The sequence below is a fragment of the Pantoea sp. PA1 genome (genome assembly GCF_056856975.1).
The window spans coordinates 390348-407840 of the sequence record NZ_JBXGEE010000004.1 but is presented as its reverse complement, the minus strand read 5'-3'; the positions used below and the strand labels follow the sequence as shown (position 1 = coordinate 407840).

14 protein-coding genes and 5 tRNA genes are annotated in these 17493 nt (G+C 57.1%); all 19 read right to left on the bottom strand.

The features are described 5' to 3' along the window. Nucleotides 1–16 precede the first annotated feature (16 nt). Nucleotides 17–445, bottom strand: coding sequence for a YqaA family protein (locus AC1V0D_RS17465; protein WP_046102439.1), 429 nt, complete (start codon nucleotides 443–445; stop codon nucleotides 17–19). After that, the gene (gene yqaB / locus AC1V0D_RS17460; protein WP_046102440.1) at nucleotides 442–1008 is read right to left on the bottom strand and encodes a fructose-1-phosphate/6-phosphogluconate phosphatase; all 567 of its coding nucleotides are present in this window, start codon (nucleotides 1006–1008) and stop codon (nucleotides 442–444) included. Before yqaB ends, AC1V0D_RS17465 begins: the two co-directional genes overlap by 4 nt. Nucleotides 1009–1541: 533 nt before the next feature. Next, a tRNA-Arg gene (locus AC1V0D_RS17455) sits at nucleotides 1542–1618 on the bottom strand. Nucleotides 1619–1812: 194 nt separating this feature from the next. Further along, nucleotides 1813–1889: transfer RNA gene (locus tag AC1V0D_RS17450), tRNA-Arg, on the bottom strand. Between the two features lie 59 nt (nucleotides 1890–1948). After that, nucleotides 1949–2025, bottom strand: a tRNA-Arg gene (locus tag AC1V0D_RS17445). An 84-nt stretch (nucleotides 2026–2109) separates the two neighbouring features. Beyond that, a tRNA-Arg gene (locus tag AC1V0D_RS17440) sits at nucleotides 2110–2186 on the bottom strand. 8 nt (nucleotides 2187–2194) lie between these two features. After that, nucleotides 2195–2287, bottom strand: a tRNA-Ser gene (locus AC1V0D_RS17435). A gap of 282 nt (nucleotides 2288–2569) precedes the next feature. Further along, entirely contained in the window at nucleotides 2570–2755 is a 186-nt protein-coding gene (gene csrA, locus AC1V0D_RS17430; protein ID WP_008927091.1) for a carbon storage regulator CsrA, read from the bottom strand. A gap of 249 nt (nucleotides 2756–3004) precedes the next feature. Further along, nucleotides 3005–5632, bottom strand: a complete 2628-nt coding sequence (gene alaS / locus AC1V0D_RS17425; protein WP_482907817.1) for an alanine--tRNA ligase — start codon at nucleotides 5630–5632, stop codon at nucleotides 3005–3007. Nucleotides 5633–5765: 133 nt separating this feature from the next. Continuing rightward, a complete protein-coding gene (locus AC1V0D_RS17420; RefSeq protein WP_082668227.1) occupies nucleotides 5766–6290 on the bottom strand; it encodes a regulatory protein RecX in 525 nt (174 codons plus the stop codon). 123 nt (nucleotides 6291–6413) lie between these two features. Continuing rightward, entirely contained in the window at nucleotides 6414–7481 is a 1068-nt protein-coding gene (recA, locus tag AC1V0D_RS17415) for a recombinase RecA (RefSeq protein WP_009086899.1), read from the bottom strand. Nucleotides 7482–7576: 95 nt separating this feature from the next. Then, the gene (gene pncC, locus AC1V0D_RS17410; protein WP_046102442.1) at nucleotides 7577–8071 is read right to left on the bottom strand and encodes a nicotinamide-nucleotide amidase; all 495 of its coding nucleotides are present in this window, start codon (nucleotides 8069–8071) and stop codon (nucleotides 7577–7579) included. A gap of 101 nt (nucleotides 8072–8172) precedes the next feature. Beyond that, nucleotides 8173–8946 (bottom strand): trans-aconitate 2-methyltransferase, encoded by a 774-nt coding sequence (gene tam / locus AC1V0D_RS17405; protein ID WP_140029467.1) that lies wholly within the window; start codon nucleotides 8944–8946, stop codon nucleotides 8173–8175. 178 nt (nucleotides 8947–9124) lie between these two features. After that, entirely contained in the window at nucleotides 9125–9460 is a 336-nt protein-coding gene (locus AC1V0D_RS17400) for a zinc ribbon domain-containing protein YjdM (RefSeq protein WP_058958497.1), read from the bottom strand. A gap of 79 nt (nucleotides 9461–9539) precedes the next feature. Continuing rightward, a complete protein-coding gene (mltB, locus tag AC1V0D_RS17395; RefSeq protein ID WP_033736026.1) occupies nucleotides 9540–10622 on the bottom strand; it encodes a lytic murein transglycosylase B in 1083 nt (360 codons plus the stop codon). A gap of 150 nt (nucleotides 10623–10772) precedes the next feature. Continuing rightward, nucleotides 10773–11450 (bottom strand): respiratory nitrate reductase subunit gamma, encoded by a 678-nt coding sequence (gene narI / locus AC1V0D_RS17390; RefSeq protein ID WP_046102444.1) that lies wholly within the window; start codon nucleotides 11448–11450, stop codon nucleotides 10773–10775. Continuing rightward, nucleotides 11447–12175: a nitrate reductase molybdenum cofactor assembly chaperone gene (narJ, locus tag AC1V0D_RS17385; protein WP_482907816.1), complete on the bottom strand. Its 729-nt coding sequence runs from the start codon at nucleotides 12173–12175 to the stop codon at nucleotides 11447–11449. The genes narI and narJ overlap by 4 nt, the downstream gene beginning before the upstream one ends. Next, the gene (narH, locus tag AC1V0D_RS17380) at nucleotides 12172–13716 is read right to left on the bottom strand and encodes a nitrate reductase subunit beta (RefSeq protein WP_482907815.1); all 1545 of its coding nucleotides are present in this window, start codon (nucleotides 13714–13716) and stop codon (nucleotides 12172–12174) included. Before narH ends, narJ begins: the two co-directional genes overlap by 4 nt. Then, a complete protein-coding gene (locus AC1V0D_RS17375; RefSeq protein ID WP_482907814.1) occupies nucleotides 13713–17474 on the bottom strand; it encodes a nitrate reductase subunit alpha in 3762 nt (1253 codons plus the stop codon). The genes narH and AC1V0D_RS17375 overlap by 4 nt, the downstream gene beginning before the upstream one ends. Between the last annotated feature and the right edge of the window lie 19 nt (nucleotides 17475–17493).

Genomic DNA, 17493 nt, shown 5'->3' with positions numbered 1-17493 from the left:
CTCGAATCTGTGCGAATCAATGCCACCATTCCATACCCTGTAATGTGGCTATCGCGATAACGATATAACGCAGTGTTTTACCGACAGCGAGAAACAGCATCACTGGCAGCCAGGCGAACCGTAACCAGCCCGCGAGAACGCAGAGCAGGTCACCTATCACCGGTAGCCAGCTGAAGAGCAGCGCTGCAGGTCCCAGCCGGTGCAACCACGTCATTGCTGTGTCATGCCATCGCCCCTGACCTTTTAACGGCAGCAGGCGACCAATAAGAATGTTCGTTAAGCCGCCCAGTGTGTTTCCCAGTGATGCGGCTAAAAGCAATCCGTAAACTGATGTCTTTTTTGCTATCAATAGTGCTATCAGCAGTGCTTCAGAACTTCCAGGCAGAAGCGTCGCACTCAAAAAACTGCTGCCGAACATGGAGGCATAGGTGAGGATGTCACTCACAGTAAGCGGACATCCACCACATCCATCCCTGCCGCTTTCGCGGCCTGAATGCCAAAATCGGCATCCTCAAAAACCACACACCGTTCAGGCGCCACACCCATCAGCGCTGCGCAGCGTAGAAAGGTTTCTGGCTCGGGTTTGTGTCGCTTAACATCATCAGCGCCCACCACAGCCGAAAACAGCTCACGCACGCCCAGTTGCGTCAGTAACGCCTCCGCCATGCTGTGCTCGCTTCCAGTGCCCACCGCCATCGGACGACGTCCGTGGTACGCTTTAGCCACTTCCAGTAAAGGCAGCGGCCTGACGTTGTCCAGCAGCATCGCTTTCACGGCAGCGGTTTTCTCTGCGGCAAGAAGATGGGGATCGAGAGACGACTGATTGGTGTCAATGATGAACTGCGCAAGCCGCCAGGCGGGTGCGCCATTGAAGTCGATAATACGTGCTTCATCCAGCGTTAATCCGTAGTGCGCCAGTACCTGACGCCACGCTTTTCGATGTGTCGGCTCTGTATCCAGGATCGTGCCGTCCATATCGAAAATCAGGGCGTCATAGTGATCGTACATTGTCACTCCGGACATTCATCAAATGAGACATTACTTTAGCCTAATGTGGACAGGTTGTCGCCAGGGGGGATGAACAGCAAATGCTTTGAAAGCATTAACAATTTTTCTTTTCAGATAAAGGTGATCGTGCGCGACCAGCGATAACAGTACGAATTTTCAGCGATTTTTTAACAATCGTCTGGTGCCAGGGCGGCGGCGCACCTGCATGAGGGGCAAACTGCAGCGGGTTATGCAGGACAGGTGTGGCTGGGCGTTGCTTAAGATGAAATGATGAATCTGTTACGCAGATGAGGCTGAAAAGCCGCGTGGATGGAGCCAGAGAAAAAGAGAAGAGCGTGAATGCGGGCTGGACGCTAACTACGCCATGGCACACTGAGGCGCTGACCCTATTTGAGAATATGGTGCATCCAGGAGGATTACTCAGCTTGCGCTTCGCCCTGCGGGCCGTTGCTGATGCAACGGTATCCTCCTTAGTGCGGCCTGAACGCTAACTACGTCATGACACACTGAGGCACTGACCATATTGAAGAATATGGTGCATCCAGGAGGATTCGAACCTCCGACCGCTCGGTTCGTAGCCGAGTACTCTATCCAGCTGAGCTATGGATGCATTGAGGGTATTGCGTTTTTTATGGACGTTCAGAAACTAACCTGAGGATATTACAAAGAATGGTGCATCCAGGAGGATTACTCAGCTTGCGCTTCGCCCTGCGGGCCGTTGCTGATGCAACGTTATCCTCCTTAGTGCGGCCTGAACGCTAACTACGTCATGACACACTGAGGCAATGACCATATTGAAGAATATGGTGCATCCAGGAGGATTCGAACCTCCGACCGCTCGGTTCGTAGCCGAGTACTCTATCCAGCTGAGCTATGGATGCATTGGGGTGTTGCGTTTTTTATGGACGTTCAGAAACCAACCTGAGGATGTTACAAAGAATGGTGCATCCAGGAGGATTCGAACCTCCGACCGCTCGGTTCGTAGCCGAGTACTCTATCCAGCTGAGCTATGGATGCATAAATCTGATTCTTGTACAACGCAGGGTGCTGACTACTCACCATGAAAGGAATTGCTAATTCGCTTTATTTCTTTATTTTCGATGGTGCATCCAGGAGGATTCGAACCTCCGACCGCTCGGTTCGTAGCCGAGTACTCTATCCAGCTGAGCTATGGATGCATCGAAAATGGCGGTGAGGGAGGGATTCGAACCCTCGATACAGCTTTTGACCGTATACTCCCTTAGCAGGGGAGCGCCTTCAGCCTCTCGGCCACCTCACCTTACGCTTTCTTTCGAACCGTGCTTCTGAACTTGTTTCTGCTCATCGGCACTGCGTGGCGCACATATTACTTTCCCGGACTTTTAAGTCAAACAATTTTTCCGAAACTTTGTTTGATTGAGCAAATCACACACAATTGGAACAAAATGGCGGCAAAAAGAGTGAATTATCAACAATGAAAGAGGAGGACGTTAACAAAACGGAGAACAGCGGGAGAGAACAAAGGGTGGGATTTTTTGCAGAAAGCGGTAGCGCCTCGCACAGGTGCGAGACGCTGAATCCGTTAAACGCTGGTCTGTTGCGTTTTTTCAGCCTGGATGCGTTGATAGATCTCTTCGCGATGCACAGACACTTCTTTCGGCGCGTTAACCCCTATACGAACCTGGTTACCCTTAACACCCAGCACCGTTACCGTTACCTCATCACCGATCATGAGGGTTTCACCAACTCGACGAGTTAGAATAAGCATTCTTTGCTCCTTGAAAGATTAAAAGAGTCGGGCTTGTACAGGCTCCCGGCATTATCCATCATTTAACGCTGCGCATTGACTATGAGGAATACACCAATGCACATCGATGCGCCAATACATTCTGCTGATAGTTAGTTTAGCCGAAATACACTACATCAACCTGACTTTGTCATTTGCTGCTTTAGCATCGTATTAAAAAGCGCCGGAACCGGGGTTCTGACGCTTCTGACCATGCTTTGTTTTATTTCATTACAGGCGGCTGCTAACCCAGCTCTCAACCCCTGCCAGCGCGCCTTTCAGCGCCTCAGCATAGTTACCACCTGCCTGAGCCATATCCGGACGACCACCGCCCTTCCCGCCTACCTGCTGCGCCAGACCGGCAATCAACTCGCCTGCTTTAACACGGTCGGTCAGATCTTTGGTCACACCCGCGATGAGCGATACCTTGCCTTCCGCCACCGTCGCTAACACGATAATCGCCGATCCCAGCTGATTCTTGAGATCGTCAACCATGGTACGCAGCATTTTCGGGTCAACATTGCTGAGCTCGCTCACCAGCAGCTTCGCCCCTTTGACATCAATGGCATTGCTGCTCAGTGACGCGCTCTCCTGCGCAGCCTGCTGATCGCGCAGTTGCTGCAACTCTTTCTCCAGAGCCCGGACGTGGTCAACCAGACCGCGTACCTTCTCGTTCAGGTTGCTGCTGTTCGCTTTTACCAGCTGCGCAATATCCTGCAGCTGGCTGCTCTGCGCGTTGACCTGAGCCAGCGCACTTTCACCGGTAATCGCTTCGATACGACGGATGCCGGCAGCGGTGCCTGACTCAGCCTGAATGCGGAACAGACCGATATCGCCAGTGCGTGCCGCGTGGGTTCCCCCACACAGTTCGACAGAGAAGTCACCCATGGTCAGCACGCGAACACGCTGATCATACTTTTCGCCGAACAGGGCCATCGCCCCTTTAGACTTCGCCGCATCAAGATCCATCACCTCGGTTTCCACCGGCAGGTTGCGACGAATCTGTGCATTGACGATATCTTCGACCTGACGAATCTCCTGAGGTTTCATCGCTTCAAAATGCGAGAAGTCGAAACGCAGATATTTGTCATTAACCAGAGAGCCTTTCTGCCCCACGTGCTCACCTAAAACCTGGCGTAATGCGGCGTGCAACAAGTGGGTGGCAGAGTGGTTAAGACGGATGCGTGCACGACGTGCCGCATCAACCTGCGCCTCAAGGCGGTCGCCGATACGCAACTGCCCGGCGGTCAGCTTACCGACATGACCGATTGCCTGACCATATTTTTGTGTATCCTGGACGCTAAATTCAGCATTCTTCCCTTTCAGCAGACCGGTATCGCCAACCTGACCACCCGATTCGCCATAGAATGGCGTTTCATCCAGCACAACGACGGCATCCTGACCTGCGGATACTTCATCCACCGCCTCACCTGCAACATAGAGTGCTTTTACGGTGGCGGCTAAATCGAGCTGGTCGTAGCCCTTGAAGGAGGAAGCCGCATCGATGCGGATTACGTTGCTGTAGTCAGCGCCGAAGCCGCTCGCTTCACGGGCACGCTGACGCTGCTGCTCCATCGCCTGCTCGAAGCCCGCTTCGTCGATTTTCAGATTGCGTTCGCGGCAGACGTCAGCGGTTAAATCCGCCGGGAAACCAAAGGTGTCGTAGAGACGGAAGACGATTTCACCATCCAGGGTGTCGCCCTGCAGTTTTGCCAGCTCCTCGTCCAGCAGCGCCAGTCCGCGTTCCAGCGTGCGGGCAAACTGCTCTTCTTCGCTTTTCAGCACCTGCTCAACCTGAGCCTGCTGGCGCTGCAACTCTTCGCCTGCAGCACCCATGACCTCAACCAGCGGCGCAACCAGCTTATAGAAAAAGGCCTCTTTGGCACCCAGCATGTTGCCATGACGCACGGCACGACGAATGATACGACGCAGCACGTAGCCCCGGCTCTCATTGGACGGGATCACACCATCGGCAATCAGGAAGGCGCAGGAGCGGATGTGGTCGGCAATCACGCGCAGCGATTTGTTGCTGAGGTCAGTCGCCCCGGTAACCTGCGCCACAGCCTGAATCAGTTTCTGGAACAGGTCGATTTCGTAGTTAGAGTTGACGTGTTGCAGAACGGCAGAAATGCGCTCCAGACCCATCCCGGTATCAACCGAAGGTTTGGGCAGCGGCAGCATGGTGCCATCCGCCTGGCGGTTGAACTGCATAAAGACGATGTTCCAGATCTCGATGTAACGGTCACCATCCTCTTCCGGGCTGCCTGGCGGGCCACCCCAGATGTGATCGCCATGATCGTAGAAAATCTCGCTGCACGGACCACACGGACCGGTGTCACCCATCTGCCAGAAGTTATCTGACGCGTAGGCGCCGCCCTTGTTGTCGCCGATGCGAATAATGCGCTCGCGTGGCACACCGATCTCTTTTTCCCAGATCGCGTAGGCTTCATCATCGGTTTCATAAACCGTTACCCACAGACGCTCTTTTGGCAGGCCGAACCACTGTTCGCTCGTCAGCAGTTCCCAGGCAAAACCAATCGCCTCTTTCTTGAAGTAGTCACCAAAGCTGAAGTTACCCAGCATTTCAAAGAAGGTGTGGTGACGCGCGGTGTAGCCGACGTTTTCAAGATCGTTGTGTTTTCCGCCCGCGCGCACGCAGCGCTGCGACGTGGTCGCCCGTGTGTAATCACGTTTGTCCTGACCGAGGAACACATCTTTAAACTGGTTCATCCCGGCGTTAGTAAACAACAACGTTGGATCGTTATTCGGTACGAGGGAGCTGCTGGTTACAACCTCATGTCCCTTGCTATGAAAAAAGTCGAGAAACGCCTGACGGATCTCAGCAGTGCTCTTGCTCATATATGTCCTGGAATCACGCTAACGAACGTTCCCACCGATCGGTGCGACCCCATTTTCCTGGTGCCGGATCAGCGGAACAAAAAGTGGGAATAAGATAAATTTTCTTCAGTGGGAAGTAAAATTACATCGGCCCTTAGTCATCAAAATTTCTGAAAACAGACTGGATATCTTCGCTCATAAACCCTTTTGACTGCAGGTAGCGTAGTACTTTCGCTTTCTCTTTCCACTCGACAGGCAGCGGATGCCCGAATTTTCGTTCGGCCAGTTCTGCCGCACAGGCAGCCCAGTCCACCTCCGTTTCTTCCATCGCAATATCAATGGCTTCACGGTCAATGCCTTTCTGGGCCAGTTCAAGACGGACACGCTGGGAGCCAAAGCCTTTCCGGCTGCGGCTCTGAATAAACCGTTCAGTGAAACGCGTGTCATTCAGCCAGCCGTTCTCCTGACACCAGTTCAGCACCTGCTCCAGCAGCGCATCGGTGATGATCTCAGGCTCTTTTTTCTGCGCCCATGCCGCACGCTGCGCCGATTGCTGCAGCTTACGCGCCAGCTCTGCACGGCTGTGATCGCGCTGGCCCAGAATACGCATCGCGCGGTCAAGCAGGCGGGAGTAGGAGACAACATTGGATTGGGGTTGGGGCTGAGTGGATTCAGTCATACTGCGCACCTTGTACAAACAGGGGAAAGATTATGGCGACAGAACAGGACAGAGGGAAGGCAGGAGAGGTACAGAGGGAAGTAAAAACAACGGGAGAGGCCTTCGCCTCTCCCGTCTTAGTCATCAGAAGTCTTCGTTCGCTTCGCTGGCTGCGTTCTCATTCTCAGCAGATTTGTCTGCTTCGAGTGATTCATCCGCGCCGTTGAGCAGTAACTCACGTAACTTCAGATCGATTTCGTTTGCCACAGCCGCATTCTCTTTCAGGAAGTTGCTGGCATTCGATTTACCCTGACCAATCTTGTCGCCATTGTAGCTGTACCATGCACCCGCTTTTTCAATCAGCTTGTGCTTCACGCCCAGGTCAACCAGCTCACCGAAGGTATTGATCCCTTCACCGTACATGATCTGGAATTCAGCCTGTTTAAACGGCGCGGCGATTTTGTTTTTCACCACTTTAACGCGGGTCTCACTGCCGACCACGTTATCGCCCTCTTTAATCGCACCGATACGGCGGATATCAAGACGGACAGAGGCGTAGAACTTCAGCGCGTTACCGCCGGTGGTGGTTTCCGGGTTACCAAACATCACACCAATCTTCATACGGATCTGGTTGATGAAGATCAGCAGGGTGTTTGACTGCTTCAGGTTACCGGCCAGCTTACGCATCGCCTGGCTCATCATACGTGCCGCGAGGCCCATGTGTGAGTCACCGATCTCACCTTCGATTTCCGCTTTCGGCGTCAGCGCCGCAACGGAGTCGACGATGATGACATCGACCGCGCCAGAGCGGGCCAGTGCATCACAGATCTCCAGCGCCTGCTCACCGGTATCCGGCTGTGAGCAGAGCAGGTTGTCGATATCGACGCCCAGCTTCTTGGCATAGACCGGGTCAAGCGCATGCTCGGCATCGATAAAGGCACAGGTTTTGCCTTTACGCTGAGCCGCGGCGATGACCTGCAGGGTCAGCGTCGTTTTACCGGAAGACTCTGGTCCGTAGATCTCAACGATACGACCCATTGGCAGACCGCCTGCGCCTAACGCGATATCCAGCGACAGCGAACCGGTAGAGATGGTTTCCACATCCATTGAGCGGTCTTCACCCAAGCGCATGATGGAGCCTTTACCAAATTGTTTCTCAATCTGGCCCAGCGCGGCAGCTAAAGCCTTCTGTTTGTTTTCATCAATCGCCATTTCAACTCCTAATCAAGCCGGGTAAACACGCACTCAGGGTGCCTGCACTCTTTCTGTTGCCGACAATTATACTGTATAGTCATACAGTATCAAGTTTAATTTGTCAGAAATTCGCCATACAGTGTCTGCAGGGCCCATGCCACCGACTGGCGGCGTACGGCATCACGATCGCCGCTGAAATGCTGCTGAAAAGTCAGCACTTTATCTTCAGGGCCGGCCAGGCCAAACCACACCGTGCCGACCGGTTTTTCTTCACTGCCGCCATCCGGTCCGGCGATGCCGCTGACTGAAATGGCATAGTCTGCCTGAGCGGCCTGACGGGCACCCTGCGCCATCTCCCGCACCACCGCCTCGCTGACCGCACCATACTGTTCCAGCGACGCTGCCTGTACGTTCACCAGCTGCTGTTTTGCCTCATTACTGTAGGTCACAAAACCGCGTTCAAACCAGGCGGAACTGCCACTGATATCGGTAAAGACCTTCGCAATCCATCCGCCGGTGCAGGATTCCGCACAGGTGACGGTGGCGTTGCGCTGCTTCAGCTTCTCACCTATCTGCGCGCTAAGCGCCTGCAGTTGCTGATCATCCATTGCGACTCTCCCTTAGGGTGTGGATTGAAGGTGGTGCAGAAAGCGCACTTTTTCAAGGGCTCTCTGCACTATTGCCCTGTTTTTGCGGCTGAGTTTCCAGCTCACGCCCCTTTTTTCACTGCCACCATAAAAAGACGCGGGAAAGCGAGCAACACCTGACCGTCGGCCCGGGCCGGATAGGCGCTGAGCAGCTGCTGATGATAATCGGCGAGAAACGCCGCCTGGGATGCCTCATCCAGTGACGCCAGGAACGGGCGCAAGCCTGTTGCCTGCAGCCAGCTGATAATCGCCTGCGCATCAGCCATGACGTGATAATAGGTGGTGCGCCAGATATCCACCTCACAGCCCGCCTGGGTGAGCAGATCGTAATAGGCGCCGGCAGAGAGCAGCGCGACACGATCAGCGGTGCGGATCTGTGAACGCCAGCGCGCGGTTGCGGCGACCTCACGCATCAGCTGGTGCGAGGGTTCATTGAGGTTATCCGGCATCTGAACCGCCAGTGCACCACCGGGGGCCAGCTGCCTGACCAGATGGGGGAACAGCGCAGTGTGATCATCCAGCCACTGCAGGGAAGCGTTGGCGTAGATGACCTGCTGCGGGACCTCTGCCTGCCAGCTGCGGATGTCCGCCTGCACAAAGCGGCAGTGTGGCAGGCGTTCACGGGCCTGCGTTAACATCGCCGCGGAACTGTCCAGTCCGGTAATCTGCGCCAGCGGCCAGGCATCAGCGAGCAGCTCCGTGCTGTTGCCCGGCCCGCATCCCAGATCGGTGACCTGCTCAACCTGCTCCGGACGGATACGCGCCAGCAGCTCATGCGCCGGACGTGTGCGTTCCGCTTCAAATTTACGATACAGCACGGGATCCCACTCTTTCATCCTGACCTCTCATTTAGCAATCAGCTCTTCGTTTACTGAGACGGATGAAAGGCAAAAAAGTGCGACCCGTGACGGCGTTTTACTGACTGTACAGTCAGCGGTGGCGGAAAAAGGGGGGAGAGGAAGGCGGAACCGGATAAGGCAGAGTGAGCGCGGGCGCGTCCTTGCGCCCCTGATCTCAGTTCTTTTTCACAAACTCAGATTTTAATTTCATCGGGCCAAAGCCGTCGATTTTGCAATCGATGTTGTGGTCCCCTTCAACCAAACGAATGCTTTTCACTTTGGTGCCGATCTTCAGTGAAGAGGAGCTGCCCTTCACCTTAAGATCTTTGATCACCGTGACGCTGTCGCCATCTGCCAGCAGATTGCCGTTGGCATCACGCACTTCCAGTTGTGCGTTGCTGCTGTCGCCCTCTCCTTCGGTCCAGATATGACCGCAGGAGGGGCAGTTGAGGTTGTCACCATCTTGCCAGGTATAATCGGCGTGACAGGCTGGGCAGGCAGGTAAAGACATAACGACTCCAGAAATAACTGTGGCTGTGTGGCCTGAAAAGGCCGACATCATATAACCTTACAGTTAACAAGGGTAGCCTTTATAACAGACCACCCTGTCGCGCTTTGCCGACCGCCTCACCCAGCTGCCACACCGCCATCGCATAGTGGGTGCTGTGGTTATAGCGGGTGATGACATAAAAATTGGGCAAGCCATACCAGTACTGATAACTGGTGCCGAGATCGAGCCGCAGCAGACTCACCTCATCGTTGCCGTCCAGCGAGCCCTGAGGAGACAATCCTGAGGCCGCCAGCATGCTCACGCTGTAGCGGGTTTTGAAGCCATCATCCAGCATCGGTGCCTGACCGCTGGCCGGAACGGCAACATTTTCACCGCTGCGCCAGCCATGTTTCTGGAAGTAGTGCGCCACACTGCCGATCGCATCCACCGGATCCCAGAGATTGGCATGACCGTCGCCGTTAAAATCAACCGCATACTCCTGATAAGAAGAGGGCATAAACTGACCATAGCCCATCGCGCCGGCGAAAGAGCCTTTCAGCGCCAGCGGGTCATCCTGCTCTTTACGCGACATCAGCAGGAAGGTTTCCAGCTCGCTGCTGAAGTACTCAGCACGGCGTGGATAGTTGAACGACAGGGTCGCCAGCGCATCCAGAATGCGCGTTTTCCCCATGACGCGTCCCCAGCGGGTTTCCACGCCGATGATGCCGACAATAATTTCCGGCGGCACGCCGTAAACCTGCTGCGCGCGCTGCAGCGCATCCTGATACTGGTTCCAGAACGCTACCCCGTTTTGCACGTTATCCGGCGTAATGAATTTGTTGCGATAGCGGATCCAGGCCCCGTTAGGACCCGGCGCGGGCGTATAGCTCGGGGCCTGACGATCCATCAGCCGCAGCACATAATCCAGCCGTTTTGCCTGACCGATAATGTCGTGCAGTTGCTGACGATCAAAGTCATGCTCTTTCACCATCTTATCGATAAATTTCTCGGCGGCCGGATTGCCGGCAAAATCGCCAGACATGCCCGATCCGTTATGCGACGGCTGCAGTAAAAAACCGCCCTGCGGCGCAGCCAGCATCTTCTGCCGGGAGGGAACGTCAGGTTTGCTGCTGCAGGAGGCCAGAAGCGGAATAAGGGCAAGGAGGGCTAGCTTGAGACGCATCGGTTATCCATAAACGAGGGGGTAAAATCAGATGCGGTAATAGTAGACGTTCAGCGCAGCGACATACAGGTCAAAATCTTAAAAAAACGTCAAGGCTGACACCGGTGTAAACCGCCGCAGGGCTGCCCTGCCCCCGCGGCGGCTCAGCATTCAGCGACGGTTTCTGACCAGCTGATAGCGCCGGGTCAGGTACTCAACCGGTGCGCTCCAGATATGCACCAGCCGGCAGAAGGGGAACAGCAGGAACAGGGTCATCCCGAGCACCATATGAACGCGGTAGATCACTGCCACCCCGGCCAGATGCTGTGAAGCACCGCCGTGGAAAGTCACCACCGCCTGTGCCCAGCCCACCAGCTTCATCATTTCACTGCCATCCATATGCTGAGCAGAGAAGGGAATGGTCAGCAGGCCCAGCGTGGCCTGCACCACCAGCAGGGTCAGGATCAGAATATCGCCCACGCTGCTGGTCGCCCGCACCCGCGGATGGGTCAGACGACGCTTCAGCAGCAGCGCTCCCCCGGCCAGCGTCATCGCCCCGAACAGGCCACCCGCCACCATCGCCAGCTTCTGCTTCACGTCGATCGGCAGAAACGACTCATACATCCAGTGCGGCGTCAGCATCCCGACGAAATGCCCGAAGAAGATGCCGATAATGCCGATGTGGAACAGGTTAGAGGCGAGCCGCATCCCCTTTTTATCCAGCATCTGACTGGAACCGGCCCGCCAGCTGTACTGCCCGTAGTCATAGCGCAGCCAGCTCCCCACCAGAAAAACCGTTCCGGCAAGATAGGGGTAAATATCGAAGAAGAAAGTGTTCAGAACATTCATGCTGATTCTCCTGTGCGGCGTGCCGTCGCCGCGGCAATATCCAGATAGTGCGGCGCGACCGCATCGGCGAAGCGACGCTGATGCATCGCCTGCTGCGCTGAGACACAGCCCTGCTCGCCGAGAAATTTAATCTGCTCCTCTTCCCAGACCGCATCCAGCGCCGCCGGGGTGTCGTCACGCGCTTCCTTCGCCACCTGCGGCCGGAGGGCGGCCGGGTCAGCCGCGCTGCCCGCCAGCGTCAGTAACAGCGTGAAAAGGTCGGCATAGGGACTCTGGCGCGCTTCCAGACGCGCCGCCAGCAGAGCCAGAATCGGCACGATATCCTCCAGTCCCTGACGCGCCGCCTCGTCACTTTGACAGGCGAGATACTCCAGATAGAGCGGCAGAAAGTCGGGCAGCTCCTTACTGTCCAGCTCCAGACCGGCGGCCCGGTACTGCGCCAGCAGATCGACCATCGCCTGACCGCGATCGCGGGATTCGCCATGCACATGCTCAAACAGCAGCAGCGAAGTGGCGCGGCCGCGATCAAACAGGGCGCAATAGTCAGCCTGCGCATCCAGCAGTGGCCGCGCACAGAGCTGCTGAATAAACTGCTCCAGCCCTGCCCGCTGCGGCAGATCAAGTTCATCTGTCGCGTCCAGCGCCGCGATCAGCTCAGAGTAATGAGCAAACAGCGCCTCGTCCGGGTAATCCAGCAGCCGTGACAGCATCCGTAACGTCATCATGAGGCATCCTCCTGGCGGCGGGTCTGACTGGCGATGTCGATGGCATCAATGCGACGGCTGTTAAACAGATTGAACCGGCTGTCGCTGCCGTGGCAGCCATCGCCAAAGCTAAAGCCGCAGCCTTTACTTTCCGGGAAGGCTTCACGCGCCAGCTCGCGATGGCTGGAAGGCACCACAAAACGATCTTCGTAGTTGGCGATCGCCAGATAGCGGTACATCTCCTGCGCCTGTGCTTCGGTCAGGCCGACCTGTTCCAGCGCGCGGCTATCGCGCTGCCCCTCCACGCTCTCAGCGCGTTTGTAGTGGCGCATCGCCAGCATCCGTTTCAGGGCCCGCAGCACCGGCGCGGTGTCGCCTGCGGTCAGCAGGTTGGCCAGATACTCAACCGGGATGCGCAGACTCTCCACATCCGGCAGCACGCCAGTGTGAGCCAGTGCGCCGCCATCCACCGCCGACTGAATCGGTGACAGTGGCGGCACATACCAGACCATCGGCAGCGTGCGGTATTCCGGATGCAGCGGCAGCGCCAGCTTCCACTCCATCGCCATTTTGTAGACCGGCGAACGCTGCGCTGCGTCGATCACGCTCTGCGCCACGCCATCTTTCAGCGCCTGGGCGATCACTGCCGGATCGTGCGGATCGAGGAAGATATCCAGCTGACGCTGGTAGAGATCTTTTTCGTTTTCCGCTGACGCCGCCTGTTCAATGCGATCAGCGTCATAGAGCAGCACGCCGAGATAGCGGATCCGGCCGACACAGGTTTCCGAACAGACGGTCGGCTGGCCCGATTCAATGCGCGGATAACAGAAGATGCACTTCTCAGATTTGCCGCTTTTCCAGTTGAAGTAGATCTTCTTGTAGGGACAGCCGGTGAGGCACATGCGCCAGCCGCGGCATTTATCCTGATCGATCAGCACGATGCCATCTTCGCCGCGCTTGTAGATGGCGCCGCTGGGACAGGTTGCCACGCAGGCCGGATTAAGGCAGTGCTCACAGAGGCGCGGCAGGTACATCATGAAGGTGTGCTCAAACTGGCCATAGATCGCCTTCTGGATGTTATTGAAGTTCTTATCCTGCGAGCGCTTCGCAAACTCGCCGCCAAGGATCTCCTCCCAGTTCGGGCCATTCTCGATCTTTTTCATCCGCTGACCGGTGATCAGCGAGCGCGGGCGGGCGATCGGCTGCTGTTTTCCGGCGGGTGCATTGTGCAGATGCTGGTAGTCGAAATCGAACGGCTCGTAGTAATCATCCAGCGCGGGCACGTCCGGGTTAGCAAAGATCTTCGACAGCAGTCCGACGCGGCTGCCCATGCGCGGCTCCAGCCTGCCGTTGATCTTCCGGATCCAGCCCCCCTTCCACTTCTGCTGATCTTCCCAGGCGTGCGGATAGCCGACGCCGGGCTTGCTCTCGACGTTGTTAAACCAGGCGTATTCCATCCCCTCGCGGCTGGTCCAGACGTTTTTGCAGGTCACCGAGCAGGTGTGGCAGCCGATACATTTGTCGAGGTTCAGCACCATGCCGACCTGTGAGCGAATTTTCATGGTTTCACCTCCTGCTGGCCGCCCTGGCAGGCGTCGTGGCCTTCCCCGTCTAACCAGTCAACGTTATTCATTTTTCTCACCACCACGAACTCATCGCGGTTCGACCCGACGGTGCCGTAGTAGTTAAAGCCCCAGGAGAGCTGGGCGTAGCCGCCGATCATATGGGTCGGTTTCGGGCAGGCCCGGGTCACGGAGTTGTGGAGCCCGCCGCGCTGGCGGGTGATCTCCGAACCGGGGATATTCACGATGCGTTCCTGAGCGTGATACATCATGGTCATACCGGCCGGGATGCGCTGGCTCACCACCGCGCGGGCGGTCAGGGCACCGTTGGCGTTGAACGCCTCGATCCAGTCGTTATCCGCAATGCCCAGTTCGCGGGCATCCTCTTCACTCATCCAGACAATCGGGCCGCCGCGCGACAGGGTCAGCATCAGCAGATTGTCGCTGTAGGTGGAGTGAATGCCCCACTTCTGATGCGGCGTCAGGAAATTCAGCGCCTTCTCCGGGTTGCCGTTGGGTTTACTGTTGAGCAACGGCTTCGCTGCCCGGGTGTCAATCGGCGGACGGTAGACCATCAGGCTTTCGCCGAAGGCGCGCATCCACTCATGGTCCTGATAGAGCTGCTGACGGCCACTCAGGGTGCGCCACGGAATCAGTTCATGAACGTTGGTGTAGCAGGCGTTGTAGGAGACATGCTCATCTTCCAGACCTGACCAGGTCGGGCTGGAGATAATTTTGCGCGGCTGCGCCTGGATATCGCGGAAGCGGATCTTCTCATCTTCTTTGTTCAGCGCCAGGTGAGTGTGATCGCGACCGGTTATCGCACCCAGCGCCTGCCAGGCTTTGACCGCCACCTGACCGTTGGTTTCCGGCGCCAGCGCCAGAATCACCTCGGCCGCATCAATGGCCGTGTCGATATTGGGCCGTCCCGCAGCCGGGCCATCCGCTTTGACATAGTTCAGCTGCTTCAGGAGATCGACCTCTTTGCAGGTGTTCCAGCTAATCCCTTTGCCGCCGTTGCCCTGCGCCTCCAGCAGTGGCCCCAGCGTGGTAAAGCGCGCCCAGGTCGCCGGATAGTCACGCTCCACCACCATGATGTGCGGTGCCGTTTTGCCGGGGATCAGATCGCATTCTCCTTTTTTCCACTCTCTGGCTTCAAACGGCTGCGCCAGTTCGGCAGGCGAGTCGTGCAGCACCGGCAGCGTCACCACATCCGTTTCAACGCCTAAATGACCGGGGCAAAGGTCGGAGAAGGCTTTGGCGATGCCTTTGTAGATCTCCCAGTCACTTTTTGACTCCCAGGCGGGGTCGACCGCCGCCGAAAGCGGATGGATAAACGGATGCATATCCGACGTATTCATGTCGTCTTTTTCATACCAGGTGGCGGTCGGCAGCACCACGTCGGAGTAAAGGCAGGTGCTCGACATACGGAAATCGAGGGTCACCACCAGATCCAGTTTTCCTTCGGCGCCCTGCGCCTGCCATTCGACCTCCTCCGGCTTCACGCGCCCCTGCTGGCCTAAATCTTTTCCCTGAATGCCGTTTTCGGTGCCGAGCAGATACTTCAGCATGTACTCATGCCCTTTCCCTGACGAGCCAAGCAGGTTAGAGCGCCAGACAAACAGGTTACGCGGAAAGTTCTGCGGATCGTCCGGCTGTTCAGCGGCAAAGCGCAGGGTGCCCTGCTTCAGGCTCGCCACGGTATAGTCAATTACCGACTGCCCGGCGGCGCTGGCCCGGGCGGCGATGTGCAGCGGGTTGACGTTAAGCTGCGGCGCGGAAGGCAGCCAGCCCATGCGTTCGGAGCGGACGTTAAGATCGATCAGGCTGCCGCTGAAGCGGCTTTTATCGGCCAGCGGTGAGAGCAGTTCTTCGGTCGCCAGGGTTTCATAGCGCCACTGGCTGGAGTGGTTGTAAAAGAAAGAGGTGCTGTTCATCTGGCGTGGCGGACGCTGCCAGTCGAGGCCAAAGGCCAGCGGAGCCCAGCCGGTCTGCGGGCGGAGTTTCTCCTGACCGACGTAATGCGCCCAGCCTCCGCCGCTCTGACCGACGCAGCCGCAGAAAATCAGCAGGTTCATCAGTCCCCGGTAATTCATGTCCATGTGATACCAGTGGTTCATACCGGCACCGACAATGATCATTGAACGTCCGTGGGTTTTCTCCGCGTTCCCGGCAAACTCGCGCGCGAGGCGGATGATGTTCTGCCGGGAGACGCCGGTGATCCGCTCCGCCCAGGCGGGACTGTAGGCTTTGATCTCATCATAGTTTTGCGCGCAGTGAGCATCACCCAGACCGCGATCCAGACCGTAGTTCGCCAGGGTCAGATCGTAGACGCTGGCGACCCGGGCTTCGCTGCCATCTGCCAGCGTCAGGCGTCTGACCGGCAGCTTATGCAGCAGGATCTCATCCAGCGCGACGCTGTTAAAATGGTCGCTGGTGATGCCGCCGAAGTAAGGGAAACCGACCTCGACCACCTCATCGTGGCTGCCGAGCAGACTCAGCTGCAGCTCCACCTCTTTTTGCGACAGGCCATCGCGCTGTTCCAGATTCCATTTCCCTTTTTCGCCCCAGCGGAAACCGATCGCGCCCTGAGGGGCCACCAGCTCGCCGGTGGTCTGATCCAGCGCCACCGTTTTCCATTCCGGGTTGTTTTTCTGACCCAGCCCATCGACCAGATCGCTGGCGCGCAGCTGGCGACCCGCGGCATAAAATCCGCCTTCGCGCGGCTCCAGCAGCACCAGCATCGGCATGTCAGTGTAGCGGCGTACATAGTCGCGGAAATAGGGGATATCACGGTCGAGGTGAAACTCTTTCAGCATCACGTGGCCCATCGCCAGCGCCATCGCGCTGTCGGTGCCCTGCTTCGGACTCAGCCACTGGTCGCACAGCTTCGCGACTTCGGCATAGTCCGGGGTGATTGCCACGGTTTTCGTCCCCTTGTAGCGGACTTCGGTAAAGAAGTGCGCATCCGGGGTGCGGGTCTGCGGCACGTTTGAGCCCCAGGCAATGATGTAGGAAGCGTTATACCAGTCGGCGGATTCCGGCACGTCGGTCTGCTCGCCCCAGGTCATCGGTGAGGCCGGTGGCAGGTCACAATACCAGTCATAGAAGCTCAGGCAGGTGCCGCCAATTAACGACAGGTAACGCGCCCCGGCGGCATAGGAGACCATCGACATGGCCGGAATCGGCGAGAAGCCGACCACGCGATCAGGGCCGTAGGTTTTGGCCGTGCAGATATTCGCGGCGGCAATCAGCTCATTCACCTCCTGCCAGCTGGATCGCACAAACCCGCCGCGTCCGCGCGCCTGTTTATAGCTGCGCGCTTTTTCCGGATCGCGGATGATGGAGGCCCATGCCTCCACCGGATCGCTATGCTGCGCCTTCGCCTCGCGCCAGAGCTGGATTAGCGTCTTACGCATCAGCGGATATTTCAGGCGGTTGGCGCTGTAGAGATACCAGGAGTAGCTGGCACCGCGTGGACAGCCGCGCGGTTCATGGTTCGGCAGGTCGGGACGGGTGCGGGGGTAGTCAGTCTGCTGTGTTTCCCAGGTGACCAGGCCGTTTTTGACGTAGATTTTCCAGCTGCACGAGCCGGTGCAGTTAACGCCGTGGGTGGAGCGCACGACTTTATCGTGCTGCCAGCGACTGCGGTAGCCATCTTCCCAGTCACGGTTGCTGTTCAGCGTCTGACCATGCTGGCCGGAAAAGGGCTCAGCCAGCTGTTTGAAATAGCGGAATCGATCGAGAAATTTGCTCATCCGGAAGGCTCCTGAAGGC

Bases quoted from the DNA above. Each gene is read 5' to 3' on its own strand.
- yqaB (WP_046102440.1), bottom strand. From the start codon at position 1,008: ATGTACGATCACTATGACGCCCTGATTTTCGATATGGACGGCACGATC.
- csrA (WP_008927091.1), bottom strand. From the start codon at position 2,755: ATGCTTATTCTAACTCGTCGAGTTGGTGAAACCCTCATGATCGGTGAT.
- alaS (WP_482907817.1), bottom strand. From the start codon at position 5,632: ATGAGCAAGAGCACTGCTGAGATCCGTCAGGCGTTTCTCGACTTTTTT.
- AC1V0D_RS17420 (WP_082668227.1), bottom strand. From the start codon at position 6,290: ATGACTGAATCCACTCAGCCCCAACCCCAATCCAATGTTGTCTCCTAC.
- recA (WP_009086899.1), bottom strand. From the start codon at position 7,481: ATGGCGATTGATGAAAACAAACAGAAGGCTTTAGCTGCCGCGCTGGGC.
- pncC (WP_046102442.1), bottom strand. From the start codon at position 8,071: ATGGATGATCAGCAACTGCAGGCGCTTAGCGCGCAGATAGGTGAGAAG.
- tam (WP_140029467.1), bottom strand. From the start codon at position 8,946: ATGAAAGAGTGGGATCCCGTGCTGTATCGTAAATTTGAAGCGGAACGC.
- AC1V0D_RS17400 (WP_058958497.1), bottom strand. From the start codon at position 9,460: ATGTCTTTACCTGCCTGCCCAGCCTGTCACGCCGATTATACCTGGCAA.
- mltB (WP_033736026.1), bottom strand. From the start codon at position 10,622: ATGCGTCTCAAGCTAGCCCTCCTTGCCCTTATTCCGCTTCTGGCCTCC.
- narI (WP_046102444.1), bottom strand. From the start codon at position 11,450: ATGAATGTTCTGAACACTTTCTTCTTCGATATTTACCCCTATCTTGCC.
- narJ (WP_482907816.1), bottom strand. From the start codon at position 12,175: ATGATGACGTTACGGATGCTGTCACGGCTGCTGGATTACCCGGACGAG.
- narH (WP_482907815.1), bottom strand. From the start codon at position 13,716: ATGAAAATTCGCTCACAGGTCGGCATGGTGCTGAACCTCGACAAATGT.
- AC1V0D_RS17375 (WP_482907814.1), bottom strand. From the start codon at position 17,474: ATGAGCAAATTTCTCGATCGATTCCGCTATTTCAAACAGCTGGCTGAG.